At 46.9% G+C, this 26,934-nt stretch carries 23 protein-coding genes and 1 pseudogene; 12 read left to right on the forward strand and 12 right to left on the reverse strand.

Annotated elements, in window-relative coordinates; all coding sequences use genetic code 11:
• Positions 1 to 337 precede the first annotated feature (337 nt).
• Entirely contained in the window at positions 338 to 2,380 is a 2,043-nt protein-coding gene (locus J2Z70_RS13100; protein WP_342593011.1) for a methyl-accepting chemotaxis protein, read from the forward strand.
• Positions 2,381 to 2,659: 279 nt separating this feature from the next.
• A complete protein-coding gene (locus J2Z70_RS13105; RefSeq protein WP_209873472.1) occupies positions 2,660 to 4,528 on the forward strand; it encodes an ABC transporter substrate-binding protein in 1,869 nt (622 codons plus the stop codon).
• 110 nt (positions 4,529 to 4,638) lie between these two features.
• On the opposite strand, the gene J2Z70_RS13110 is transcribed toward J2Z70_RS13105, so the two are convergent.
• The 3 genes from J2Z70_RS13110 to J2Z70_RS13120 all read right to left on the reverse strand — a co-directional run bounded on the left by J2Z70_RS13110 (position 4,639) and on the right by J2Z70_RS13120 (position 8,311).
• Positions 4,639 to 6,120 carry a 4-hydroxyphenylacetate 3-hydroxylase family protein gene (locus tag J2Z70_RS13110; protein ID WP_209873475.1) on the reverse strand — a complete coding sequence of 494 codons (1,482 nt, stop codon included), beginning with the start codon at positions 6,118 to 6,120 and terminating at the stop codon, positions 4,639 to 4,641.
• A gap of 193 nt (positions 6,121 to 6,313) precedes the next feature.
• Positions 6,314 to 6,760, reverse strand: a complete 447-nt coding sequence (locus J2Z70_RS13115; protein ID WP_036728968.1) for an OsmC family protein — start codon at positions 6,758 to 6,760, stop codon at positions 6,314 to 6,316.
• A gap of 1,197 nt (positions 6,761 to 7,957) precedes the next feature.
• Positions 7,958 to 8,311, reverse strand: coding sequence for a hypothetical protein (locus J2Z70_RS13120; RefSeq protein WP_209873478.1), 354 nt, complete (start codon positions 8,309 to 8,311; stop codon positions 7,958 to 7,960).
• A gap of 27 nt (positions 8,312 to 8,338) precedes the next feature.
• Between J2Z70_RS13120 and J2Z70_RS13125 the strand changes: the two genes are divergently transcribed.
• Positions 8,339 to 9,106, forward strand: coding sequence for a site-specific integrase (locus tag J2Z70_RS13125; RefSeq protein WP_209873479.1), 768 nt, complete (start codon positions 8,339 to 8,341; stop codon positions 9,104 to 9,106).
• 65 nt (positions 9,107 to 9,171) lie between these two features.
• On the opposite strand, the gene J2Z70_RS13130 is transcribed toward J2Z70_RS13125, so the two are convergent.
• Positions 9,172 to 10,110, reverse strand: a complete 939-nt coding sequence (locus J2Z70_RS13130; RefSeq protein ID WP_209873482.1) for an S-4TM family putative pore-forming effector — start codon at positions 10,108 to 10,110, stop codon at positions 9,172 to 9,174.
• A gap of 12 nt (positions 10,111 to 10,122) precedes the next feature.
• Positions 10,123 to 11,121 (reverse strand): nucleotidyltransferase family protein, encoded by a 999-nt coding sequence (locus J2Z70_RS13135; protein ID WP_209873485.1) that lies wholly within the window; start codon positions 11,119 to 11,121, stop codon positions 10,123 to 10,125.
• A 1,004-nt stretch (positions 11,122 to 12,125) separates the two neighbouring features.
• Between J2Z70_RS13135 and J2Z70_RS13140 the strand changes: the two genes are divergently transcribed.
• Positions 12,126 to 12,848: a hypothetical protein gene (locus J2Z70_RS13140; protein WP_209873488.1), complete on the forward strand. Its 723-nt coding sequence runs from the start codon at positions 12,126 to 12,128 to the stop codon at positions 12,846 to 12,848.
• A 51-nt stretch (positions 12,849 to 12,899) separates the two neighbouring features.
• On the opposite strand, the pseudogene J2Z70_RS33990 reads toward J2Z70_RS13140, so the two are convergent.
• From J2Z70_RS33990 to J2Z70_RS13155, 4 genes and pseudogenes are all read right to left on the reverse strand, one after another.
• Positions 12,900 to 12,986: pseudogene (locus J2Z70_RS33990) on the reverse strand (hypothetical protein); the annotation flags it as partial.
• 362 nt (positions 12,987 to 13,348) lie between these two features.
• Positions 13,349 to 14,920 carry a P-loop NTPase family protein gene (locus J2Z70_RS13145; RefSeq protein WP_209873490.1) on the reverse strand — a complete coding sequence of 524 codons (1,572 nt, stop codon included), beginning with the start codon at positions 14,918 to 14,920 and terminating at the stop codon, positions 13,349 to 13,351.
• An 895-nt stretch (positions 14,921 to 15,815) separates the two neighbouring features.
• Positions 15,816 to 16,712, reverse strand: a complete 897-nt coding sequence (locus J2Z70_RS13150; RefSeq protein ID WP_209873493.1) for a sulfurtransferase — start codon at positions 16,710 to 16,712, stop codon at positions 15,816 to 15,818.
• Between the two features lie 193 nt (positions 16,713 to 16,905).
• Positions 16,906 to 17,301, reverse strand: a complete 396-nt coding sequence (locus tag J2Z70_RS13155) for a hypothetical protein (RefSeq protein ID WP_036728963.1) — start codon at positions 17,299 to 17,301, stop codon at positions 16,906 to 16,908.
• Positions 17,302 to 17,506: 205 nt separating this feature from the next.
• On the opposite strand from J2Z70_RS13155, the gene J2Z70_RS13160 reads away from it, so the two are divergent.
• On the forward strand, positions 17,507 to 18,442 hold the full coding sequence (locus J2Z70_RS13160) for a phosphotransferase enzyme family protein (RefSeq protein WP_342593012.1): 936 nt from the start codon (positions 17,507 to 17,509) through the stop codon (positions 18,440 to 18,442).
• Between the two features lie 40 nt (positions 18,443 to 18,482).
• On the opposite strand, the gene J2Z70_RS13165 is transcribed toward J2Z70_RS13160, so the two are convergent.
• Positions 18,483 to 19,418, reverse strand: coding sequence for an aminoglycoside phosphotransferase family protein (locus J2Z70_RS13165; protein ID WP_209873496.1), 936 nt, complete (start codon positions 19,416 to 19,418; stop codon positions 18,483 to 18,485).
• A gap of 150 nt (positions 19,419 to 19,568) precedes the next feature.
• Entirely contained in the window at positions 19,569 to 19,940 is a 372-nt protein-coding gene (locus J2Z70_RS13170) for a hypothetical protein (protein ID WP_209873499.1), read from the reverse strand.
• A 286-nt stretch (positions 19,941 to 20,226) separates the two neighbouring features.
• Here J2Z70_RS13170 and J2Z70_RS13175 point away from each other — a divergent pair, with 286 nt between their 5' ends.
• Genes J2Z70_RS13175 through J2Z70_RS13195 form a run of 5 tightly spaced genes read left to right on the forward strand, consistent with a single transcriptional unit; the run spans position 20,227 to position 23,758 of the window.
• Entirely contained in the window at positions 20,227 to 21,201 is a 975-nt protein-coding gene (locus tag J2Z70_RS13175; protein ID WP_209873502.1) for an ABC transporter ATP-binding protein, read from the forward strand.
• Positions 21,194 to 21,940, forward strand: coding sequence for an ABC transporter permease (locus tag J2Z70_RS13180; protein ID WP_209873505.1), 747 nt, complete (start codon positions 21,194 to 21,196; stop codon positions 21,938 to 21,940). Before J2Z70_RS13175 ends, J2Z70_RS13180 begins: the two co-directional genes overlap by 8 nt.
• On the forward strand, positions 21,940 to 22,323 hold the full coding sequence (locus tag J2Z70_RS13185; protein ID WP_036728944.1) for a GntR family transcriptional regulator: 384 nt from the start codon (positions 21,940 to 21,942) through the stop codon (positions 22,321 to 22,323). Before J2Z70_RS13180 ends, J2Z70_RS13185 begins: the two co-directional genes overlap by 1 nt.
• A 5-nt stretch (positions 22,324 to 22,328) precedes the next feature.
• Entirely contained in the window at positions 22,329 to 23,030 is a 702-nt protein-coding gene (locus J2Z70_RS13190) for an ABC transporter ATP-binding protein (protein WP_209873508.1), read from the forward strand.
• Entirely contained in the window at positions 23,024 to 23,758 is a 735-nt protein-coding gene (locus tag J2Z70_RS13195; RefSeq protein ID WP_209873510.1) for a hypothetical protein, read from the forward strand. The genes J2Z70_RS13190 and J2Z70_RS13195 overlap by 7 nt, the downstream gene beginning before the upstream one ends.
• A gap of 103 nt (positions 23,759 to 23,861) precedes the next feature.
• Here J2Z70_RS13195 and J2Z70_RS13200 read toward each other — a convergent pair whose 3' ends face one another.
• The gene (locus J2Z70_RS13200; RefSeq protein WP_235191988.1) at positions 23,862 to 24,203 is read right to left on the reverse strand and encodes a PilZ domain-containing protein; all 342 of its coding nucleotides are present in this window, start codon (positions 24,201 to 24,203) and stop codon (positions 23,862 to 23,864) included.
• A 182-nt stretch (positions 24,204 to 24,385) separates the two neighbouring features.
• Between J2Z70_RS13200 and J2Z70_RS13205 the strand changes: the two genes are divergently transcribed.
• Positions 24,386 to 24,991 carry a pentapeptide repeat-containing protein gene (locus J2Z70_RS13205; RefSeq protein ID WP_036728930.1) on the forward strand — a complete coding sequence of 202 codons (606 nt, stop codon included), beginning with the start codon at positions 24,386 to 24,388 and terminating at the stop codon, positions 24,989 to 24,991.
• A gap of 153 nt (positions 24,992 to 25,144) precedes the next feature.
• The gene (locus J2Z70_RS13210; RefSeq protein ID WP_209873513.1) at positions 25,145 to 26,776 is read left to right on the forward strand and encodes a sensor domain-containing diguanylate cyclase; all 1,632 of its coding nucleotides are present in this window, start codon (positions 25,145 to 25,147) and stop codon (positions 26,774 to 26,776) included.
• Positions 26,777 to 26,934: the final 158 nt, after the last annotated feature.

Here is a 26,934-nt window from a genome sequence, read left to right on the forward strand (position 1 = left end):
CCAGAATTGAATGTTGATTATTACACAAGTATGCCTTATCATCTTCATTAACGCTTTGACTCATTAAAGTGGAGGCGAATGTATGCTGCTTCAGTGACTATATGCAGAGTGAATCCGTATGCACTGGACGCGGTTTTATAGGGGGAGAGAATAGATGTTTGGTTGGCTGGGCTGGAAGACAGGATTGCCTTTATGGTGGTCCAATCGCTTGAACAGGAATTTAGAGTCTGATATTACTGATGTCTTTGAAGGAATTGCAGAAACACGGAAGGAAATATTACATAATTGGGCTGAATTATATTGGAATTACTTAAGTCGGCTGCACGAGCAATTACGGATGCTTCCCGGTGAGAACCGTTTTCCAAATGGAGGGGATCCGGCCGTATGGGAGTCTTTATTCGCAGCTACCCAAGGCAGGGCGGCTGATTTTTCCGAGATTTTTGTGCTGAACGGGGAAGGCACCGTAATATCGACTACCTTTCCGGCGCACCGTGGCAAACAGTATGGGGACGAAAGTATCCTTGGTGAGTGCTTGCGGTATGCCTCCGAGGGAGCAGAGGGGCGTAAATGTCTGTTCGGACCCTACGCCGATCCGGTGACTCTGCAAGCAGGGCCCGGTACCTCAACCTTTTTCGATGAGATCACTATGTTGTTTGTGCTGCCGGTTGTGGAGCAGGGGAAGATCGAGGGCTTCTTGTGCGGCCGCGTGCCTAATGATGTTATTGGTGATTTGATCCAGCGGGAATCGGGGCATATCTATCCGGATTCGGGCGACCATTATCTGTTCATGGCAGAGCCCCGGCTGCAGGTGGGGATTAAGCCGGGGACTGCGTTGTCACGGAGCCGGTTTGAGGACCGCACCTTCACACATGGCGAGAATCTGAAGGATGGGGTATCGACGCGCTGGGGGACGGTGAAGGTGGAGAAGCATACCGAGCTGGAGCTGATGTTTACCGACCCGGCTTCGGGAGAGCTCCACCCCGGTGTGGCAAACGTGATTGCTTACGGCAGTAATGTATGCGTTTCATTTCCAGGCTACTCGGATTACCGCCATATTCCTGTCATTGGCAAAGGGGTTACAGTTCAGCTTCCACATTGCCCTGATGTGTGGGGAATGATGTGTGAAGCCGACTTTGAGGAAGTCTATCGAACCCGCAGCCTTGGCTTTAACGTAACCAAGCTGATGCTGCCCTTGCTGATTGCGATGGCTATCCTTGTAGCGGTAGTGGCCGGACTGCTGAACGGAAGCGGGGCTGTTGCCCGGATGGGCAGCGCTTTGGGAACGGGGACGGCTGTGCTGGTCTGCGGCCTGATGCTCTGGCAGATGATTCTCCGTACCATCCTGCTTCCCGAAACAGGACGTATTCATCAATTGAACCGCTTCATACGCCGCAATACGGAAGGCAGCAGCGATCTCACCCAAAGAATTCCGCTTCACGATTTCGGAACGGATGAGCTGCGTGATACGGCGAAATGGATAAACAGTATGATTGACTCCCAGGAAAGCATTCTGCTGAAGGTCAAGCACGCGGCGGATGATGTCATTGTGAGCCAGCGCCAATTGAGTCATTCCACCGCTGAGACCGAGCAATCGACTGAACGCGTAAATGAACGCATTGAGGCCATGGTGGAGAGCATTCTTCGGCAGCTTCAAGACCTTGATGCGGTAAGCGCTGCTGTGGCGGATATGCGCATAACTCTACAGAATCTCGAACAGCAGGCTGCTGATCAGATCAGAGTGGCCCGCGAGGAGGTGGAGAATATCGGAGATCAAATGTCGAACATCTCCCTGCAAGTATCAGCTACGCATGAAACGATGGACTCCTTCGTCGGCACCACGCGCAAGATTGAGGACGTATTGCAGATGATCGAGCGGATCGCCTCTCAGACGAATCTGCTGGCGTTAAATGCTTCGATTGAAGCAGCCAGGGTAGGAGAGCATGGAAGAGGATTTGCGGTTGTTGCCTCAGAGATTCGTAAGCTGGCGGAATCAACCGGACAATCGGTAGCGGACATTCAGGAGACGATTGGGCATATCTATACCGGCTCAGAGCGTGCCCAGCAATCCATGGCAGAGGTTACTCAAGTAGTTGAAGAGGGCAATACGCGTGTCGCTGCAGCAACCAGGCTGCTGATACAGGCGAATGATCAGGATGCGAGCAAATCTCAGGTCATTGACCGGGTTGTCCAGCTGATGGAGGAGATCACTGCCGTCAGCATGGATAACCGCAGCATCTCTGCTGAAGTCGAGAAGAAGCTGGCAGCGCTCAGAGAAGACTATGTTCATGTACAACAGACCACGCAATTTGTTGAGGTGATCGGGACCTTTTTGCAGCAGCTGATCGGACAGTTTAGATTGAAGGATATTCGTAAATCTTAAGTGTTAAAGGGGGCACCGCTGATACGCCGCCTTTTTAGCCATCGGGCCTTGGTAGCCGACCGCGATTGGCAGGATCTCAGCATTATCGCCCTCATTCAATCATAAGAAGCCCGCATCCTGTGCGGGTTCTTCGTGTTTTACTGAATGGAATCAATCCCAATGAATGATTGCCACCGTATTCTCCTCAGACGAAATTCAGTGGCTCCAGTCACCATTGCAGTGTTGTAAATGATAATGGTTATCAATTATAATGTGGGAAATATACGATGAGGTGCTTTTATGGAGTGGTCAGAAAGATTTCGGATATGGAATCATGTGCCTGTGAAAGTGTTGGATATCCGTCATGTGATCATGCAGCCGGGAGAGAAGCTTCAGAGTTATAATTTGCCTTCAAGTGCGTTTGTGTTCACGAATCAGGGAGAAGCCAAAGTCATGCTGGACGGGTACGGGAGCGCATCAGGCAATCACCAGGTCGTACATGGCGGCAAAGGTGCAGTTCTTCATATCTGCTGCTTGAGCAGTACGTTTGATTATTACCTGATCTTATACAAGCCTTGTCCCGGCAGCCCATGCACAGACCTAGCGGGGGGCAATCACAATCCGTTCCAGCAGCCCTATGTCTTCCAAGGGAGCGATCCCTGGATGATCCTCTCCCTGCAAGAGCGCATGCTTCAGCTTTGGACAAGCGGAGGGGAGCTGGAACGGATGCAGGTGACCGGACTGTTCTATCAGTTCGTGTCTGAACAATTCCGTCAGCTCCAGCTGGCGGGAGAGCAGCAGACGGAACCGGATCTGGCTGAACAGATCGCCCGTTATATCCGGGAATATTATTGCCAACCCCTCTCTATGACAGTAATGGCTGAGCTGTTCCACTACAGCGCCCATCATTTGGTGAGGGTATTCAAGCGCAGGTATGATTGCAGTCCCATGGAGTATGTGAGCCGGACCCGGATGCAGCAAGCCAGAACCCTGCTGGCAGGGACAGATGCTCCTATCCGCCATGTTGCTGAAAGTGTCGGGTATACGGATTTCTATTACTTCAGCAGACTATTCAAAAAGCTGTACGGAGAGACCCCCGCCCAGTTCAAAATGCACGCACCGTTACACAAAGGTTCAATTCCTACCAATGATATGCCGGAATCGTTCATTGCTCCAGCGAAAGAACAACGCTATATTGATATCAGTGATAATCATTATCAATACAGAGCATGGAGTGTGAATGATTTGAAAGTTAGCCATAAACCCACTTTTGCTGTATCCCTCTTGTTCAGTCTGTCTGTGCTGCTTGCAGCTTGTGGAGGCGGTAATACGAAACCCGAAGCAGCAACAAGAATAGTTACCGATGGCTTCGCCAGACAGGTGGAAATTCCAGTCGAGCCTGGCGCGGTAGTGGCGCTCGCTTATGGCGGTTATATGCTTCCTCTCGGCCTGATGCCGGCGGGTGTCAACCAGGAGACGCTGGATCAATACAAGGAAGAGATGAAGACTGTGGAGAATATAGGGGCAGGAACAGGCAGTGTTGAAGCCATTTCTGCATTGGAGCCAGATCTGATTATCATTCCGGACTATCTTGGTGAAGATGTAATTGAGACCTATGAGAAGATTGCTCCAACCGTAGCCGTCGCCTGGGGCGGTGACCCGGATGTGGTGAATACCTTAAGAACCATGGGCGATATTATGGGCAAGCAAGAGGAAGCGGAGCAATGGATTGCTTCCTTCGACGAGAAGCTGCAGGGCATCCGCGATAACATCAATATCAAAATTGATGAAGGAACTACAGCGATCTCATTCATTATCCGTAACGGAGAGGTGCTGCTTGGAGGGGAAGGAGGAACCTTGGGCAAGCTGATCTATCAGGATTTCGGTTTTGCAATGCCTGAACAATTCAAGCCCTATGCGGATGGGGGAACGGTACTGTCCATGGAGATGCTGGTGGACAAGCCGGCGGATTACTTTTTTACACAAATGACGGATGAAGAGCTGGCTGCCATGATGGAGCTGTTCAAGGAGCCTGTCTATCAGAGCATCCCTGCGGTGAAGAACAACAGGATTATTAATGTATCCCGTGTGAACTGGAACAACGGCCCTTATACCGTAGACAGAGGCGTTGATGCGTTGATTGAGCAGGTAGCGAAGCTGCAGGAATAGACGGCTGGACCTGAAGCTGCCCCGGAAGCATGGAGACGTCAGACTTTGACATTGATGATTTTTTTGACAAAAGACACTCTCCTCAGAACAATGAGAAGAGTGTCTTTGAGTTACCGGCTTCCCCTCATAACGAATCGGGTTTCTTCTGGTGCAATGAACTCGTGAATGATTTGACGGAAGGATTCGTGATTATCATAGCTGTTGTACATGCGCCAGGCCAGTGTGTGGGAGCTGCCGAAAAATAACCGCTCAAACTGGATTTGTCGCCCGCCGAATGCACCCGCTCCGAGTTCCCAAGCAAGCCGGAATAAAGCATTTCGGAACCACGCCTCCGAAGCCGTACCCTTCAAATACTGACTGAGGTATGCACCAGCGCTTGTATCGAAGTCGGACTCCGAGAGGATCATGATGAGACCGCTTGAACTGAGATGTTGAACCATTTCAATCAGTTCCGGATAAAACTCCGAAAAGTGAACGGACGAAGCCAAAAGTGGACCTTTGTCTGGAACGAGATATCCGAATTTGTCCGGGGAAGCTCCTATTTCAGAAGCAAGTCTTAAGGCTTTGAAGGTCTCCAAATAGGTTATCGTTCTGGAAATAGGCTGAATAGTATGGGGCTCAGGGATAACGTTTTGTTCTTCCGCCAAAGATTCCAGCAACCCGAGAAGGAACTCTGTTTTTGCAATATAGCGGGTGATGATTTGATGGGCCATATGCGTATGGAAGTGACTCTCGCCGAACAATCGGGAACAGTACATTTCATCTCCGTAATAAAATACACGGTCATGAGGGATAAGAACGCGGTCAAATATGACTAGGGTATCCATTTCTTCATATCTTGAGCTTAACGGATGGTCGTAGGCAGATGAGGCTGCGTAGCTTTCACGGCAAAAAAAAGTCATCCCTTGCAGATCATTAGGCACGGCGAAGGCAAACGCGAACGGATTATCATCATCCACAAACGAGGGGGAAGGCGTTGGGAATACAAGCATTTCATCGCATGTAGCCCCTTGTGTTGCCATCATAAAAGCACCGGTTACAATCATCCCTTCAGCATTGATTTCAACGACTTTAGCAGCGATAGAATCCTCTGTAGCATCAATCTGGCCGGATATTTTGCTTGCTTGAGGCTGGATGAAGGCATGGGATAAGGTAATGTCATGATCCCGGCAGTAAGCATAGTACTTCCTGAGGTTCTCAGCATATTTCGGATTCAGCTCCTCAAGGATATCGGCAGCTGTAAACAGAGACATGAGGGCTGTATTCATATAATCCGGAGAACGTCCTAAAAACCCATGATGGCAGTTGGACCAGAGTTCAATCATTTTTCTGCGGCGCTGTAAATCCTCAGCATTCTTGGGTGGAAGAAAAGATAGACCGACAGGCTCTCCTGTATCGGGTGAAGGGTAGGTCATCTGTGCTAAATAACGCTCATCACACTGCATGTTGTACATTTCGGCTTGGGTTTGTATGAGACCTTGAAATGCGGGATGCTTGGATAAAGGGCCTTCGATCCGTGTTCCTTTGTAAAAGATATTGATATTTTGCCGGTCGATACGTTCGATGTATTGGCTACCTGTTTTAATAGGCACACGGTTCACCTCTTTAAAAGACAGCTTTCACTAAAAAGCCGTGATATTGCTGTTAGTATACGTACCCATGATCCGCTTTGTACATTGTCCGTAGATCGTGCACTTGCGCCTATACGGTCTCTACCCCTGGTCCCATTCCGTGCTCCGTGGTAAGAGGTCATAGTGTGGAAGCTTCTAGGTTCTAATCGGTTGCTTAGCTTTCGATGATAATGCTTTCCAGCTTGAGATTAACCGGGTTTGCGAGCGTATCTCCAACTGGGCATTTGCTTTCCAGGAATCGTACAAATTCTTCAACCTGTTCTTTGGGCGAATCTGTTTTAATACGGAAGGTATACCGAATTTCTGAATAGCCCGGACGCACCTCCGACTTGTTGAAAAAGCCATCCAGATCAAGATCGCCTTCTACATCCACGAAGAAATCCTTGAGGTTCACGCCGAATTTAGGCGCATACACTCTGGCCACGATAGACTGGCATGCTCCCAGCGAGGCCAGCAAAGCTTCGACCGGATTCATACCGGTATCAGTTCCGCCCAAGCTTTTGGGCTCGTCAATAATAAATTCAAAGTTTCGGGATGCTACTTTCACTTGGACTCCGTCTTGCAAATGCGCAGATGCTTTAAAGGTTTGGAGAGCGGTCATTTTAAAAATCTCCTTCTATGGTTAGTTTATAATAAATTAAATCATACTTTTCCGCTGTGATTATTTTAAATTTAACTTGTCATATTGTCAATCCTCAAATTACCAGCTTGTCGATCTCTGGAACAGCGCGCGAAAATGCCGAAAAAGGGCCGTGAGCAGCCTGCCTTCCGGCAACCTGTCACAGCCCCAAAACTCAAGTCCGATGCGGTCAATCGGCTCTTACTCGGCTCCTGTAGCCACCGGGTTATCTTCATAGCTAATCCAGTCACTCCAGCTGGCATTGCTGTTAGAAACTGCTTTCAACTCACTCAGCCTCCGGACTTTGAAAGAACGAGACTACACTGCATCGGAGAAGCATTGCCAAGTGCCGATGTATCCATCAGCGCCATTGCTTAGGAGCCAGAAGCATACCCCTCAGAGAGGAAGCAGGCTAGGTAACTGGAAGAAGTGACCTTGTACTATCTTGCCAGCTGCCTTCCCCAATGTACCCCCGTTGCCGGAAGGCCGTTTCTCACTCTCCGACATCCTGACCTCAGGAGGTCAAACACTAGGCATGGCATGAACCCGACCACGGATAGCCCTTTAATAAGTGCTGAACGTTCGGGCCGCTGAGATCAGAGGCATCTGGCTCTTCCAGCCGCACTGAATACATCGGTATGAGCTAGCCGGTAGCTGCTACTTGCTGGCGCATCCAGGCCTCAAGCTGAGATCACTCTGCAATGTAGGACCCCGGTTCCCAAGGCCCGTTCTTGCTCACCGAACCCCTGAAGATCACGTGTCCAATACCCTGCAACAGGTATAAACGTTGCGGAATGACTTAGCAACCTACATGGCACTTGGACCACTTGAGTTCAGGCAATCCGCTGACTACATGCCTCGCATCCCGGTGCGTTGTATCTCACTCAACCATCCCCAAGTCTCAAAGAGAGTATCATACTTCGCCTCCCGTTTCCTTACCCATAAACCTACTTGACCCAAGTGGCGCGGCCACTTTTTAATGGGTGAAAAGGAGGGCTTGATATGAAACTACTTATAAAGATTGCGATGATACTAAATATTCTGTTCTTTGCTTCTCTGAGTATAGGATACGTTGAAATCGAACTCGCTAATTCTCATATAATCTATCTATTCAAATGAACACAAATATGGACCACGCTGTGTGGCGTGGCCCATGAGTGCTTTGTGTATGCGTCTATACTAAAGTACTGGACGAATGAACAGCATTTTTCCATCTTTAGTGTTGATAATCGTATCAATAGCATCGGTTTTGCTTATGCCACCAGCGCCCCATACATTTGTTTCTCCCTGGCCTTTATTATACACATTCCGTGTATCCTCTTGAGTAGAGTAGTTAGCTCCATATTTTTTGAGATTAGTACTAAAAATTGTATCTCCAAGGTACGTCGGAAGACCTTGATTAGCAAGTGAGCCAAGGCGCTTCAAGTTATCCACTTTTGAGGTGAATGTGTGCTCTGCAAAAACGCGGTATTTAAGTGTGTAGAATCCAATAGATGACGCGTCTGGCCCGTAATGGAACATTGGTTCATACACGCTGTGCACGCCATCTGTTTGGTAACGATGTACGAGAAACTAAGATTAGATGGCGGCTTGTCGCCACAATCGATTAACCACATTCATAAAGTGTTGCATGATGGTCTTGCTACAGCAGTACGGCATGAAACCTTGAGTCGTAATGTAGCTGCTCTTGTGAAGCCTCCCAAAATCCCAAAAGCCAAGACCAATGTATGGACGGATGAAGAGCTTATGAAGTTTTTAGAGTATGCAAAACCCTACCGTTACTACATGATAATACTGCTGGCAGCAACCTGTGGACTGAGAAGGGGAGAGGCCATTGCGCTTAGGTGGGAGGATGTAGACTTTACAAAAGGAACGATAAAAGTTGCGCAGTCATACGTAAGAGGAGAGAAGGGACATGCCTTTCAAGAACCGAAAACAAAAGCGGGAATTCGTACAATCGCATTGCCACAAATGACCATAGATGCTTTAAAGCATCAGAAGGTTTTGCAGGCCAAAGATAAGCTCGCTGCCGGTGTGAAGTACACAGATCATGGTTTAGTCTCACAAACAAAGAACGGACTTCCGATCAACCCGTACTACTTTGAATCACGTTGGCTGGACATGCTCAGGAAATCAGGCATGAAATGTATTCGCTTTCATGACCTTCGGCATACTCACGCATCATTGCTTCTTTTACAGAACGTTCATCCAAAGATAGTTTCAGAAAGACTGGGGCATTCGTCGGTGGGGATAACGCTGGATCGGTATTCGCATACTTATGGGGTAGACTATAAAGCAGCTGAAGAAATAAACCGATTAATTCACTGATATCGGATGTAATCAAAACGAAAAAGCATTGTTGCCTTGTAGAGTTAGGCGACAATGCTTTTTTACTATAGAAGCGTCTGTTTGCTTTGGCGATATTCTTCAATTACTATCATTGCACTTAAACCCATGTTGTTTTCTTGTTTGTTTTTGAATCGGTTATAAAACCAATCCCAGATTAACAAGGCGCTTTCCCTATGTTTATAAATATCGTTTTGAAGCTTTCTTGAGCATGTTGTCAGTGTCGATGAATCAACATTATTTAAAACTTTTTCCCAAAGATCCTCTGCTCTATATGATAGTTTATCTAATCTTGATATGGTCGCTTTGTTTTCAAAATGTTGTTTGTATATATAAAGAGTTAAGGGAATAATAGGGGCGATTATGGAAACAAGCGTATTAACAACAATATCATTCCTAATAATGGATACAACACCGATTATTAAAATGCATCCTAAAAATAAAAGTCTCAAAAAAATCTGGAATGCATTTCTTAAGTAACTATCCCATGTTGTGTTTACTCTTTGGCACATAATTCTTCCTGCAAAAATATCTACATTCGAGTATTCTATTGAATACCAGTTTTTTAGATCATTAAGCGATTTGTTTTTTTTGGTGTATCTTTTAAATATCTCTTCTATGTCTTGGATAGCTTTATCTCTAGGTCCACAAAGTGCTCTATTCCATTCTATCTCAAGTACATTTGAATCGAAGATTTCCTGAAACCTTGCAGCTTTTTCCTTTTTATATTTAATGGCCCTTTCAAAAAAATATACATTCAATATGATGATAAGAATTGATAATAAAGTTATAAGACCGAGTCCAACTGTATTGGAAGGGGTAAGCAGCTTTACAAAAGGGAGCGCGATAGGGAGCAATATGCAAAATATAAATTGATAGTTAGAAAGGATTTTAGCTTCAGCATAAAGCTGACGCTGAGCTGCAAGAACTTTAATATTAATCTCAGCATTTTGACGAATCACAATTCCATTGTCTACATTGGTCATATAATAACCTCACTAAGAGTATTTGGGGAAGTTGCTTCCAAATATCTCTCCCCATTTTCTAATTGACAAAGCGTGATCACCTTCATTTTCAGCCTTACGCGCCTCAAGTGCCTTTGTATAATCTGCATATGCTCTGTTTGAAATTTTCTGCTTATCCTCATGAGACAACTGATTCAAGTTGCCTTGTATATTTTTGGGGTCTTGTACATCGTTAAAGATTGCAGTGTATATGTGTAAAAATACGCCAGGAATCTCCAGGTCTATGAAAGATGATACATTAGTATTATTATCAAAATAAGAGAGAAGCAAGCATTCTAAAAGATATGACCCCATCGTAGGCATTGTCGCCCTTTTATTCCAATATTTGATTAAACGAATGACATTCATAACATTCCCATTATGTTTTTGGTTAATCCGTGTTACATTATCACGATCTTTCCGAGGATCTGTTTTTTTCCAATTACCTTTTCCGTCTGGTATAATATAGTAGGTTCTACCGAATGAATCGTTACTTGTAAAAAAGCAAGGAACTATATCAAAAACCCAGGAGTACGTTTTTAACTTTAAAGTAGCAGCCTCGTTGTTTCGTTTGATGTCAGCTTTTTCATATTGAGGGACGTTCTTTAAACCTCTTATAAACCTGTTGATCACTTTTCTTGAGTTAAGTTTGTCGCTATCCTCATGACATAAAGAATACAAGTCCGATGCAGAGCTAGGAACTATTATTTCTATTTTACCAAAATAATCTTCTGAATAAGTGCTTCCTTGACCGCCTAAACCGATCATCAGATCAATGTCATCTAACTCTCGAATTTTTGTTCTTCTTGCAAAAGAGCCAAAATAAATATCGATATCATTATAAAGCTTGAGAAAACCATCTTGTGAATCAAAGTTATCTATTTGTTTTATTAACCAGTCTCTACTACCACGAGCAATTAATGTTTCATCTGAATCTAAATTTACATAGTTCTTCATAAACTCACTAAAGGCGTTGTTAACCGTAGTAGCCATAGATATAATCCCCTTTATTTAACAAATAAGATTCATTAGCACTCTTTATCTTTGAGTGCTAATGAAGAACATTTTATAGCATATTTTTCTATAGTTCAAGCTTTTTATGCAAACAAACGTTCGACATTTATCGACAACATACTGGGCAGTATAAGTTGTTATCTTTGGTTGATTGTTTGTTGACTGAACATTTTTAATCGTTACGGGTTTAATTCCCCGCCTTGCTGCGTTTGAGTAACACGGTTGTGAATACCCCGTTGCTTGCTGCGGGGTTCTTTATTGAAAAGATTTTTGCTTTTATAGTCAAAGATTACTCAAAAAGAATGTACAGCTAAAAAGTTAGTCTGAGAGGTTGAGTCATTCATCGGTGGGGATTAGACCAGATGAATACTCGCATACGTATGGATAGGACTATGGGTCTATACACTGATCTATCCCGCTAACTTATGTTTATCTTTGTAAAAAGAGGATACCTGTGAAGTAAACCGAGCCCAAGGCTAGTAACTGGGCTTGGTATTCAAATTTTATTGTTGTTAAATACTCAGCATTGTTTACGGTAAAACAAGAACAGAGGACGTGATATTGCCGGATCGACCACCTAAATCCATGACTATATGCCAGTGGACCCATGATGAGTCGCAGACAGTGTAGTACCCTCCATAATCACGAAATGATCGTCCATTACTATAAGAGGCCAATATTTTAAGGCCTCTATTTACATCTATTTAAGAATAGTATATATTGCAATATAGGGAGGTGAACAAAGAAATTATTCCAAACAATAATATTATAAAATCATAATTTCATGATAAATTTTCAGGGAGAGGATTTTTATTAATATACTAAAGGACTTTGAACAATACTTAAGCATAAGAGCAATCACAGCTAGAACAAAGGAAAGGTACATAAGTGACATCACGTACTACTTAAATAAGTGCGTCGGCATTAAGTTTCCTGAAGACAAGTTTGAGATCTACTTCTCTGAAAGCTATACGAGGTATTATTTGGAACAACGGAAAAGTTCTACTGCGCGCGCTGCTCTGCGTAATCTGCTAGAGTGTTTCAAAGAGAAAAAAAGAATTGATGCTGCTGAGTATTTGTTGATATTAAAAAGGATTCAGCAATTAGTTGAAAAAGAAGAAAAGAAGAAAATGCTTTTTTTATCACAAGACCAGATCAATTTCTTATTAAGTTCAAGAATTAAGTATACAAAGAAACAAAAGGCTTATAAAGATGTGTTGTCCGCAACAATTGCACTGTCGTATTATTTCGTGTTTGATCAAGATCTCATTTTCAAGCTTAAAAATAGCGATGTTGATATTGAAAATAGAAGAGTAAGAAATCTGAGAGCAGACACAGATAATAAGGCATGTAAGTGGTTATTAATATGTGATGAGGCATATGAAATGTTAATTCCTTATATCCTAACCCGGCAAAATTCCTCTGCAAATGCGCCTTTCCTATACATCAGAGATGTACCTGCTAATAACTCAAATATTAACTATTTGTTTAGTATACTGAAATCGAAAGCAAACTATAACTATCTTCAAACAACTGTGGACGTAAGAGGAATTATCCGAAGTCGTATACTTAATGATCTGTACAGGTCAGAAGGAAAAGTTGCTATAGACTTCCTAAGAATATTTGGGCTAAAAAGGAGTACTCAATTAGAAAACGCCTTGGAAAAGTTCCTGACCGATGTAAATAGCGAGAAAGAAGCAATTTAAGTTGACTAACTGTTGACTCAGCATTTCAATTTTGTATAGCCAATATTTCAGTTAATTGGATGTATAGTTCTGCTGGGCACACCATTCCTTTAGGCTCAGGCAGCTCTGACGGTAATCTGCGATGCAAGTTTGCCAGAGTTGTCGCCGTTCTTCTCAATCCATTCGACGTTTCCTCTGTCTTTTAGATAGCTTTATTTTGACAGAGGTGCGTGTTATTCATAGGTGGAATGTGCTTGACGCTTACACAGGTACTTGCATATGCATGGGGTCGACCGTTGAAAGAAATGGTTGGGGTTTTAAGAAGATACTCGCCGGCATTTGGATTCTATAATGATTGTAACTAGTTTTTACAGCCGTTCTTATCATAAGTGATCTTAGAACTAGTGTTCAACCAATAGCTTGGGTGTTCCCTCGTATTAGAACCACACCCAGTCATACCTCCATTAATGAAGTATTTGATAATGTAACGGTAGAAAATTCTTTCATTGTTTATGAAAAGTTTATGCGGGATCAGCATCAAGGATATTTGAAAAGTAGTTATTTACATCAATATCACTATCTATCTTATTTATTAACGTATTCAAACTCTCTTCAAAAAGTAAAATTTTTATTGAATCATATCGATCATACTGCTTATCGAATCTTTTACATACAACTTGATCTAGTTTGAGCTCTTTTTCTCGAAGCTTCTTTTTACATTCACGAGCAGCTGTATAACTAAAATCAATAACGGTGTAGTAGTAACCATTATCGAAGCCCCAATACCAGTTATATGAATTGTGTTGTAGCACTCGCTTAAAGAAAAAGATAAGAATATCATTGCTAATTGAATTGTCAACGCTTATAACAGCACGATCAATAGTGGTTCTCAGCATTGCGTACAGTGTGGCGGCAACGCAATCATATGAGTAATAAAGGGGAGAACCGTGTCTTTGGGGAGAACCTTTAGCAACAGATATAAAATCAACATAACGATTATATCTTTTTGGTTCAATCGCTAAATAAGGTAATACACTTTCTAAAACATCTTTTGTAAACATACTGCTAAAAAGATTAGCTTTACTATTACGCAGTTGATTAGATACATCTTTTTGGGCAATTTGGTATGAGCTAATTGTTTTAATACAATTACTAAAAATCTGAATACATGCTGGGACGTAAAACTTGTAATAGTTAGATTCCTTAGCGGTTGAAAATGCTAAAGAATTGATATAAGGAACATTGTTGATACGACATTCTTTCATAACTTCCTGGACGGGCTCAATTAATTCTAAATGTTCTTCACACACGTCTGCATACAGACGTCTAATCGAGCAGTCACGGCTTTTATTAAATTTGATCAATCTTAATAAATAATCATCTGCTGTATCGGCAGAAGCTATGTTAACTTCATCTTCATTGATCGCATGTTTTCCTATGAATAAGACGGGTAAATGTTTATAATCCTGACAGACTTTAATCAACCCCTGTAATATTACAGGCGAAGGTGTTTCATTTTTCCCTACTATAATGATAGCGTCTGCACCAGCAAATGGGATTACCCTCTCTATGTCATCCTGGTCCCCAAGACCTCGAGTATCAACAATTCTTAATACATCAATATCATTTATATTCATTTGAGAATATAATTCTTTGTTCGCAGGAACTTCCATTGTTATGCGATTAAAAAATGCATTGGGGGTATTAATAATTGTGAAAACTTCCTTAAGTGATTTACCATTTAAATACTGTATAGCGTAGTCATTTACAATTTGTTCATATTTATCGTTAGATCGTTCTATTTTTTGAAAATCTTCAATATTTCTTAGGAATGATTCAAATCCAGCGTCTCCAAAAGGATCGAGGTCAGAATCTTTAGAGTATTTAATATTGCAAAAAACGGAATTAACTTTTATAGATTTATAATCACCGAAAAGATATTCAATAGTCACTTTTGTAGTGCCTGCATGCCCATCACTGGATGAGGCATATTTCAACTGTTGCGGAGATTCTGCCAAATGTCGGATGAGTGTGCTTTTCCCACAACCCGACTCTCCTATAAAAACTATTTTGACTTCTTGCTGTTTATCCACTCAGCATGCCTCCAGAATTATTAGAATAATAGTTCGATTTTTCAAAATAACTGAATAAAATTCCATTTTAACTATATCATGACAATCAAAGCGTTGTATATTGTAATTCTTTATTGATTCTTCAGTTTAATTGTTGAATGTGCGAAATTGAAGCTGGATTCTCTTAAGCATAGACGATTTACGAGTTAGGATGACCTGAAGTTGATTCGGTGTATGCTTGTTAACTTGTGAAGCAACAAATAGCCTATCTCTATATGAAGTAGCCTCAGTCTCACCATTTCCCAGCGCTTGGAAAGCAAGGCTGCTTTGAGCGATACAAAGAAGCCAAGGCCTACATTGGTGGTTATGCCGGTCAGCACCCGCTACAATTTCATGGAGTGAAAGCTTCGTGCTGCATATGCGGAGGACGATGTAAGATCCGTCTCCCCAGAGTCGTTCGATTATGGGAGGACGGAATGGCTGGGAAAATGGTTGGGAGGACGGCCTTTAGCCCATTGGGAACGGGTTTAAGAGCTTTCGTCCTCCCAGTCTCCCTAAAGAAGAACAGAAGAAAAACGGAACAATCAAGAAAGGGACAAGTGCACAATTTCGGAAAGGCAAAAAGCTGGGAGGCTGGGAGGATGATATATATATTATTTTATTTTAAAGTTGTTGTTACCTTGTTCTAGCTCATTTTGGTTTGTAACTCCCGTCATATCTCCCATAGGTCTCCCAACCTCCTAACCCTAAATCCTGCAAAGCGAGAGGAAACATCATTGTTACCTCGCAGAAAGTGCTTTCTCCTGCTTGAGGTTGATTCCTTGTTGACTTGAGATACTTCTTGGCACTCTGTACGAACCTTACATCGCTATAATCCCAGCACAAAGAGCCCGCATCTGACGCGGGCTCTTAACCGTTACTCTTTCCCAGTGGCGATAGCGTTCTGCTCATAACTAATCCAGTCACTCCAGCTCCCCGCATACAGCCGTACATTCTTGAATCCGGCCTTCTCCAGCGCCAGAATATTCGGGCAGGCTGTTACACCGGAGCCGCAGTAGACGATGATCTCACGGTCTTTGTCCAGTCCGGCAAAATGTTCTTCAAGCTGCTCCGCACTCCTCCAGCTACCGTCGAGATTTTGCGTGTCTTTCCAGAAGTAGTTGACCGCACCAGGGATATGCCCGCCGACCGGGTCCAGGGTCTCATTCTGGCCGTGATAGCGGTCATTGGCCCGGGAATCGATCAGCACGGGAAGAACAGGCACGGCAGACGCAACGTTGACGTCACTCTCAGACTCAGCGCCAGCATTACTAACTGTCTTCTCCGATACCTCGCGCACCTCCTCAACTCCCGCCAGCATCTGCGGCTGAACATTAGCTGTAAAGGTACTAGGCACCCGCACCGGCTGATGATCCGTCACCGGATATTTACCCTCTTTCCACTGACTGAAGCCGCCCTCCAGAATGAATACCTGCTCATGCCCCAGGTAACGCAGCAGCCACCACAGACGGGCGGCGTTCATGCCGTTCTCATCGTCGTAGGCGACAATGCGAGTATCATTACCGATTCCGAGCTTGCTGAGCCGTGCAGCCAGCACTTCAGGGTCAGGCAGGGGATGGCGACCGCCATGCTCGCTCACCGGAGAGGACAGATCCAGTTTCAGATCCAGATAGATCGCGCCCGGAATATGCTCTTGTTCATAGCTGTCTCTGCCGGCCTTAGGCTGGCCTAATGTGAACCGGCAGTCTACGATGGTCTGTTCCGGCTCGTAGAGTCTGGCGAGCAGCCAGCGTTTGCTAACGGTTGCGTCCATATGTATCCCATCCTTTGCTTGTATTGTATGGATTACATTATAGCGGATAATCAGGCATTCCGCATATTATTGAAGTGGTGCAAGCATAGGCTTATCAGGTCAGGAGTGATCGTGATAGTGAGCGGGCTGCTATTCTGTACAGTTTTACCAGAAACAAAAAAAGCTCAGGACTCGCCTGAGCAATGAAATGAAGTTAACTAAGGACGGGACCGATGATGTTCCAGTCTCCGAATGGATATACCTGATCAAACACTATGAATCCGGCTGCATCCCGGGCTACTGCGTATAGCGAGATGTCGTTCACGAATCCGGGAGCACCAGGTGAAGAAACGGTGATACTGTAATTGGCCACTGTCGTTGGTATGATGAGCGTAACCACACCATTTGGAGCGGCAATCCCGAACGTTGTTGTGAAATTCAGAGTTTCAGCTATCCCCTCCGGGCCGGAATCTGCGACACTGTAAGCATTGACTACAATAGGTTCCAGCCTTGCAACGGTTGTGTTGGTGATTCGAAGCTCGACGAATTGCGATATTACTGTTCCGGTAGGCTCAAGGTTGGGCACTGCACCGATAGTATAAATTGGCATTTGGAAGTCCTCCTTTTCTCTTGATACAGTAATATATGTAAATCTGATAGTTTGTTTTGTAAAATTGTCTTTTGCAGCTAAAAAAGGCGACTGGATCAGAGGCTAGCGAACCGCCCTAATCCTAGTAGATTTGACATAGCCGTACCCGGATTCTACAATTGCTTCTGAACCTAATAGAAAGGGGCATAAGCCTACGGAAGCTATAGTGAGTCAGGTCTGGCCTGAATGGAAGGGCACGCTGCGCAAGCGGAGCGGAGGATGGAATAATACAACGTATTTCGTGGAGAGCGGGGAACGCCGCGCTGTGCTGCGTATCTATGACACCCATAAGGACAGGAACAAAATAGAATTTGAACATACGGTGCTGCTGAAGCTGGCCGCTGCGGGTCTGCCGTTCAGTACACCTCTTCCGATCCGTACTGCCAGTGGAGAGACCTTGGTTCAACTTGAAGAGAGCGGGAAATTTGCTTGCTTGTTTGTTTATATTGAAGGGCAATCCCCGTCCGGGCAAGCTGCGGATTACTATGAGTCTTTTGGAGAAGCGGCAGGCATCTTGTCCGCTGCACTGGCTGAGATAGATACGGGCATCCCGTCCGTATACCGTCCATACTACGAGCTGCGGACCTCCTATCCGCTATGCACCCGTGAAGCGCTGCATGGTCTGGTGACGGACCCGCCCGAGTCTCTGAAGGAGCTGCTGCCGGAGCTGACCCTATTAGTGGATGCCTACGACAATGTGGCTGACTCGCTGGAACAGCTTCAGAGCCTGCCGCATCAGCTGGTGCACGGCGATCTGAACGCTTCCAATCTGCTGGTGGATGGAGCGGATACCGCCCGGGTGACAGCGCTGCTGGATTTTGAATTTTGCACCCGGGATTTACGGGTTATGGATGCTGCTGTGATTCTGTCGGCCTTGCTCAGTCATGAGGACTCGGAGCGGATCATCCGTGATTTCTGGCGGGGTTATAACCGCAGGGTTACGCTGACTCCTGAGGAACTGGCGGCGATTCCGGTGCTCATGCTCCTGCGTAAGATAGACGTATTCCTGCATTTCGCCACCCGTTACTGGGAAGGAACGGATGAGGTGAATGTCCTGCAGCAGCAGGTCCGTGAGCTGGCGGCAGAGGTAGCTGCGATGTAGGCGGGAAGCTGTATGGAACTTGCACTGCCTTCAAGCTTCCCTACAGGAAAAGCTGCTGATTATGTATTCTTTTCATGAGCTCTCTGCCGGATCGGACGACGTCAGGCTGATGATTGTGAGTACCCCAGCAGATATCGCCGAGGGCCATTTTGATGCAGCATATTTGTATTTCAGCAGACTGGTCCTTAAGCACTTCAGGTCCATACCCTGCAAAATAGGAATCTCTGGCTGATGGATGATCTATGAAATATCTGGCGAACAGAATGGAGAAGTTGTCCACAGCCAGCCCCCACAGCATATTCTCGAAGTCAATCATTCCTGTCAAAATACCCTGGTCATCCACCAGCCAGTTGCCTGGTGTGGAGTCCCAGCTAATAGGAACAGGTCTGCTATGCCGGAATACATGAACGTTCTGAAGTGCCCATTCGGTTAACCTTATTTCATAGGCCTGCAGTAACCCCTCAACAACACACCGAGAAGTTAAGTCCTGAATTGCATCAGCAACATACTGCACCGGGTCAGCATGGTGACTTAGCTCTATCGGATTTCCGTATTGATCGGGGCGGCCGAACCAGCGGCCTGTCTGCGATAGATGCAGAATCTTTGTTAACTCACCAGCCTTATAAAAAGCAGCTTTAGCAGCACTTGGGTTTAGTGCCGTCTCTCTCATAATGAACCCGTCGATTGCTGTAATTAATATAGCCTGCCAGCCCTCCCCCTCGTAAGCAGCTATTAACTCAGGTACATACGGCTTCAAGTGACCTACCCAATGCTGATAGGCATAAACCTCAGGATGCCATCTCTGTTTGCGGCTGTAGGTTTTTAAGTAATAACATTTAGAGTCCTGATCGGATTGCAGCTTCCAGACCCCGGTTCTCACACTATTCAGCCTGTAGTTTCCCAAGACCTGAAAGCTGCCAATGTCGGACTGAACCTGCTCATACAACGCTGTTGGATGGATATCCAGTGGCTTCATATTCTGTTGGTCCTCCTTCAAAATTAGTTTTATTCACTATTTTACAATAATATCCTATCATAGGAAGTTCACTAATCCAAAGTCATACCAAACAGGGCACTCTCCGGCTGGGCGATACCAGAGGGTGCCCTGTTTCACGTGCCTATTCTGTTAGATTAAGCGGTAGCCTGCAGGAAGATCCCCGCTGCTGCGGATACGGCGGATCTGGTCCAGCGTCAGTCTCTGGTTGGTAGAGATGATCGATTCTACGTCATTGCCGGAAATGAAGTCATCCAGATCACGGATGCTGTGGTTGCCGCGAAGCACGCGGAAGCTGCCTCTGAACCGGGTTGTGCTGAACAGGACGAGCGTAGCATTGCTGCTGGTTGAGAAGAAGCGGAGGCTTTCGATGCCATCCAGAATATTGTCCGTATCGCGGATACCGAGATTGCCTCTGTAGATTCTGCTTCTTCCCCGGAAGTTTTCTTCGCTGTACACCGTTAGTCTTGGATAAGTCTGAGAGATATGAACCTCTTTATTCATGTGTATTCCTCCTTGCAGCGGTTTTTGGCAAAAGCAGCACGTACTGCCAGCTGCAATACTATTCTATGTATGCTGATAGAGATTGGTATGGTTAGAACCCCTGCACGGATAGCCTGTTTACACAGTGCTTCAGGAAATTTTTCACAAACCTGCTTTACAAATCGAAATACCTAGTGTACTATTTAACTAACACACCAATACAACATTAAAAATACACATGTTCCAGCTTAGCAACAACCCGTGGAATTAATACTCCACCTATACCGATCCGCACAAGGAGGCTGTCATGAATTCAACCGCTCATAATGTTCAGGAGCCGTCAGGCCCTGCGCAAGAACAAACCGTACTGGAAATGCAAGGCGTCAGCAAATTGATAAAAGGGAAGGCCATTGTAGATAATCTAAGCTTCAAGATCCATAAGGGAGAGATTGTCGGGCTGCTGGGACCGAACGGCGCCGGCAAAACAACCACCATCCGGATGATGACCGGACTGATCCGCATGAGCGGAGGGGATGTTCTGATTCATGGACACAGCATCCGGAAGGAATTCAAGCAGGCGATCTCACAGATCGGGGCGATCATTGAGAATCCTGAGTTCTATCCGCATATGACCGGGTACGACAACCTGCTGCAATATTTACGCATGAGTGATGGAGCCGGGGTATCACGGATCAAGGAGGTCGTGGAGCTGGTGGGGCTGCAGGAGGCGATGAACAAGAAGGTTCGGGCCTACTCCCTCGGTATGCGCCAGCGTCTGGGGATTGCTCAGGCCTTGCTCCACTCGCCGAAGCTGCTCATTCTGGATGAGCCGACTAACGGGCTGGACCCCGCCGGCATCCGGGAGATGCGCGACTATATGCGGAGAATAGCAGAGGTAGAGGGCATTGCCATTCTAATCTCCAGTCATATGCTGGCCGAGATTGAACAGATCTGCCACCGCGCGGTGGTCATTCAGAACGGGAAGCTTGTAACGGTGACACAGCTTACGGAAGTACCGGAGGCGCGTAGTGAGGTAGCACTTACGATCCGGGTAGATAAGCTTGAAGCTGCACGGACTGTGGCCGGAGCCTTGCAGGGCGTTAAGGTCACTGGAGCGGATGAAGCTCATTTCGAGCTGCATGTACAGCTGCCGGATGGAGCCGTACCGGAGCTGGTGGCGGCACTTAGCGAAGCTAAGGTCGGGATATACCGGATTACTGAGAATAGACAAAGTCTGGAAGAGGATTTCCTGAAATGGACAGGGGGCAACCGCATTGCGTAAATTTAATCTGCTTGTGCTGAATGAATGGCTCAAAATATCGAAGAAACGCAGCAATATCATTCCTTATGTCATCCTGCTGGTGCTGTCGCTGGCAGTGGGCTATATGACTCGTACATTTGCCGCAGATATGTATGCTTCAGCGGCAGATTTTACAGCGGATTCCCTTCAGCCCAGAGGCATTGGTCAGCTTCTGGCCATTCTGGTGATCGTCGGGACGGCGGGGATTGTATCCAGGGAATACAGCCAGGGGACGATCAAATTTCTGCTGATCCGTGCCCGCAGCCGCACGGCGATTCTGGCCTCCAAATATGTAACTGTACTGCTTTATACACTTAGCATGCAGGTAGTTGCGACGGTGGGGCTTTTCCTCTCAGGAGCGGTATTCTTCGGACTCAGCGGAGGGGAAGCGGGAATCGGTGAGATCCTAACCTCGCTGCTGTATTCAACTGTGTACTGCACCGTCTACGCTACGATCGGCTTCATGCTGGGGATTCTGACAAAATCGACTGGCGTAACCATTGGAGCAACCATCTTCGCCACCACCATCGACAAGCTGGTCATTTCCCGTGAGTTCTACAAATATGTGCTGTTCCCTAATCTTAATCTCGCAGCCTACAAGGATGGCGGTGCGCCGATGCAGGGAATGACACTAACCTTCTCCATTATCCTGCTGTGCATATACATGACGCTGTTCCTGCTTGCAGGCTTCGCCGTCTTCAGACGCAGGGATGTTGCTTGATGGGGATCGAATTCGATAATAACCAGCCGATTTATCTCCAGATCATGAATTACATCAAGGGAGAGATTATCACCGGTAAGCTGAAGCCTGGAGACAAGATTCCCTCTGTCCGTGAATTGGCCGCTGAACTGCAGATTAACCCGAATACCGTGCAAAGAACATTTCAGGAACTGGAGCGTGAGACCATCGTGGAGACCCGCCGCGGCATGGGCAGATATGTGACCGGAAGCGAAGAGACGATTCTGACCGTCAAGAAGGAGATGGCGCAGGATGTGCTGGACCGTTTTATCCGCGGAATGCAGGAGCTCGGCTTCCAGGGCGAAGATATACTAACTGCAGTAGCAGAGAACATTCACCAGCGGAACCAAGAACAGGGGGAGTAAGAAGAGTGGACGATATACTTGACATTCAGAATGTAAGCAAACAGTTCGGCCCCAGACAGGCGCTGAACCAGGTCTCCTTCAAGCTGGGCAGCGGCACCATCACCGGCCTTCTGGGAAGTAACGGCAGCGGCAAAAGCACGCTTATGAAGCTGATCGCCGGACTCGCCTGGCCCGGCTCGGGCCGGATCTCGATCCTTGGCGTACCCGTAGGCGTAGAGAGTAAGAAGCTCGTCTCCTTCATGCCGGATGTGCCGGTCACGGAGTCATGGATGAATATCGGGGATGCGCTGAGATTCCAGCAGGATTTCTACCCGGATTTCGATCAGGCCAAGGCGCTGCGGATGCTGGATTTCATGAAGCTGCGTACAGCGGATAAGGTGCGGACGTTATCCAAAGGGATGAACGAACGCCTGCAGCTGACATTAGCGCTCTCCCGCCGGGCCAGATTATACCTGCTCGATGAGCCGATTGGAGGCGTTGATCCGGTGGCACGGACCAAGATCCTGAATGCGCTGATGGAGTTCTATGAGGAGGACAGCAGTATTCTGCTCTCTACCCATCTGGTGACGGATATCGAACGGATCTTTGACGAGGTGATTTTCCTGAAGGATGGGGAGATTGTGCTGCATCGTCCGGTGGAGGAGCTTAGACAAGAGCACGGGAAAAGTGTAGATGAGCTGTTCAGAGAGGTGTTTGCCGAATGCTGAAGCTATTAAAATATGATCTTAAACGCAGAAAAGAACGCATTCTCGTCTTCATCGTCATTGCGTTGCTCGCTCAGGCCGGACTGTGGATCTCCAGTGCAAAGATAGACGCAGGTGTGGCCTCACTGAATCTGGCTGTTTACTGTATTCTGGCCATCGCGATGATATTTATAGTGGTCACCGGATATTTCCGTAATCTTAAATCCTATCAGCGGCGGCTTCTGCCGGTTACTGCGCTGCAGACGGTCCTGTCTCCCATGCTGCTGGCGCTGCTGCTGATCGGGGTGGTCGTACTTCTGGGTCTGGCCCATCTGGGGATTTACAAGCTGCTGTACACGGTGGATTTTCTGCCCGGCAATCTGCTGACAGTTGGCTTCCGGGCATTGCTTCAATCGGTCTGGTCCATCCTATTTCTCATGGTGATGGTGATGTTCTCCTTTACAGTAGCCTTTAGTCTGCGCATGAAGGGGAGAGTCTGGCTTGGCATCGCCCTTCTGGTCCTGCTGGAGAACGGGATTGGTTATCTGGAGAAGTTTCTTTTTGACACCTATTTCATAGGTTTAGATAATGCCTTCAACTTCGAGATTTACCCTGGAAGATTCCAATCCGGCAGCGATTTCACTATAAAGTATCTTCCGGGGAACCAAGGCGCGCTGCTGTTTGAAGTGGCGGTGGTCTGCCTGATGATCTATGGAATGGTGGCGCTGGTGAAGAGAAGAATCGAAGTATAAAGCGAAGTGCAGCAGAGGGAAAGCGCATCGTTCATAGTTCACGCAAGCAAGGCTCCTAATCAGCCTTGCTTGCGTTTGTGTGCATTATTGGGGATAGGATGGACTATAAGCCTTGCGCGCTTCTTCCGCTGGTCCAGAGCTCCAGCTCCCGCAGCAGCTGTTCTTCCTCTTCTTCCTGCAGGTCCAGTCTTACCCCGTACTGGTATTGCCCCAGACCGAACATCCAGCCCCAGCGGACACTGCCTTCGTACTGCAGCTTCTCTTCCGCCAGCTGAAAATGAATAATCAGCTTCGTATCCCCTGCGGTGAAGCGGAGGTTCAGCGACGTGCGGACCTTGCAGCCGGAGCGGCTAAGGTCAAGCAGAATACCTTCAGTCAATTTTCCCGCTCCCGGTCCCGAATTACTGGCGGGAATCTCAAGCCAGCAATCGATGGGCTGGTTCATTACATATCGGAATGGTTCTTTTCTGCTGGAGTCATCCATCATTTACCTCCGCTATTTTATTTGCTATTATATCGAAACGGCTACACTTGGACAATCTCCTAAAGTAGTATATTTAAAGAATTATATAGTATCTGTTATACCATACCTTTGCTCCAATACCCAGATAAAGAGGTGCTTAAACTATGTATCAATACCATAATGAAACCTTTAATGAGCATAATTTTGATTACGCAGCATTGCAGGATGGAGAAATAAACGGCTGCACCTTTGAGCGCTGCTCCTTTCGGGGAGCTTCAATGGAAGAGATGACCTCCACCGGCTGCCGGTTTGTCGATTGCGATTTCACCGGTGCCCTGCTGAATGCTTCGCTGCACACGGATGGCGCATTCACCAACTGCAAGTTCACCGGAGCGAATCTGTTCGTGGCGAAGTTCGAGAACTGCAAGATGGTCGGATCGGATTTCGCCAATGCCTATATGGACGGAATCACACTTAGCGGAGGGGACTGGGCCTATACGAATCTGCGCCATCTGAATCTCAGCAGGCAGGATCTGCGGGGCATCCGGTTCACCGAGGCAGACATGCAGGGCTGCGATTTGCAAAAGGCGGATCTGCGCGGGGCGGATTTAAGCCGGGTGCAGCTTGCGCAGTGCAAGCTTACAGGGGCCGATCTGCGTGACGCCAAGCTGGAGGGGATTGACCTGAAGAGCCTGGAGCTCAAAGGAGTGCGGCTGGATGTGGAGCAGGCTGTGCTGCTGGCCCGTTCTATGGGAGCGAAGGTAGGGTAAATACTCAAGAAAAAACGGCTGTGTGCCGGAAGCTGTATTATATTTCTGCCGGACTCTTCCGATAAAGAAATATCGACCCTTTTCGACATGTTGCAGCAAGATATCTTCAGTGGTCGGAAGCATGAACAAGGTCATCGGAAGAGGAGAGTGTACATGTCATTAAGTCTTCGCACTTTATTTTCAGCTGCATTTGCGGTTATTATCATTCTGCTCACGGCTATTCTCAGCTATGTGATCGGCAACCGCTCCACCACTTCTGTGGAAGTCAGTATCGGCAGCTCCCTGGCCGCAGAGGCCAATCAAATGTCCGAGAAGCTTGATCAGTTCATGTGGTCACGTTCCGGTGAAATAGAAGTTTTGAGTAAGCTGAATGCTTTTCAGGAGCCCGTTGAACAAGCAGAGGCCGGCAGATTGCTGAATCAGCTGAAGAAGAGTCTGCCGGTATTCACCTGGGTGGGCTTCCTGGATAAGACAGGGAATGTGGTTGCTTCCACGGATCGGATTCTACAAGGAACGAATATCAGCCAGAGGCCTGTCTTTCAGCAGGCGCTTAAGGGAACCTTCGTCGGGGATGTCCACGATGCGGTGCTGCTATCTAAGCTGCTGCAGAGTAAGACGGGGGAAGCCCTGCAGTTTGTTGATGTGAGTGTGCCGGTCATGGACAAGCAAGGACAGACAAGCGGCGTGCTGGCGGCACATCTTAGCTGGGAGTGGTCACGTGAGGTCGAGGCCTCCATTGTGAATCCGCTCAAGGAACGGCTTAAGGGCGTGGAAGTGTTCGTGGTCAGTAAGAAGGACGACACCATTCTATTGGGGCCAGAAGCGCTCACCGGCAAAAGAATGACGGCTGCGGTCCTGCAGCAGGCCCGCAGCGGTAAGAGCTCATACGCGATCGAACAGGATCGGGGCCGTGACTCCTATTTAACGGGATACGCCTATGGTGATGGCTACATGAACTACCCGGGCCTTGGCTGGACGGTCATTATCCGTCAGCCGGCAGACATCGCTTTTGCCTCAGTCCATCAGCTTGAACGCTTCATCCTGATCAGCGGTCTGCTGACCGCTGCGGCCTTCGCACTGATTGGCTGGCTGCTGGCCGGATGGATCAGCCGACCGTTGAGGGATATCACCCGTACAGCCGACCTGCTCAGCTCCGGTGCCGATGTGGAGATCCCGGCCTCTACCCGGTTCAAGGATGTGGCGATTCTGTCGGCCTCCCTGCGGAGCCTGGTGAACAACCTGACCAAGACAGAGACCAAGCTGAGCTATATGTCGGATATGGCGCTGCATGATAAGCTTACCGGCTTGCCCAACCGGGCAGCACTGGATGAGTTTTTGGCCCATGCGGTCAGTAAGGCCAAGCAGAAGCGGACGACACTAAGCTTTTTGTACATGGATCTGGACGGCTTCAAAAAAGTGAATGACAGCTTCGGCCATGCGGTTGGAGATGCCCTGCTGCAGGAGGTGGCCTTCCGGCTGATGGATTGTACGCGGGACAATGAGATCGTTGCCCGGCTGGGCGGGGATGAATTCGTGATTATTCTGAATACCTCGGCGGGCAAACCGATGAAGGAAGCGGAGGTGGTGGCTTCGCGGATTATCAGCAAGATCAACCAGCCGATTCTGATTAAAGGCGAGGAGCTTCGTGTAGGTTGCAGCGTAGGTGCTGCTGTATGGACTCCGGACGGCGGAGATACTATCGAGACCCTGCGGCTCGCAGACGAAGCGCTGTATATCTCCAAGCGGAGCGGGAAGAACCGGATTACCTTCGAGGCGGCATCTTAGGATCAGCAATCAACAGCAGACAGAAACAACAAACAACCTTTTAACGGCAGGACGGGGATGCTTCTCTTGTGCCGGAAAAAAGGTTGTTTGACGTTATCTCATTACGTTCAGCGTAACCGCTTACGTGGATTAGACCATCTCTTTATCCACAGAAATCC

Origin of the sequence: Paenibacillus silagei (assembly GCF_017874735.1) — a bacterium.
Lineage (GTDB): Bacteria > Bacillota > Bacilli > Paenibacillales > Paenibacillaceae > Paenibacillus_AQ > Paenibacillus_AQ silagei.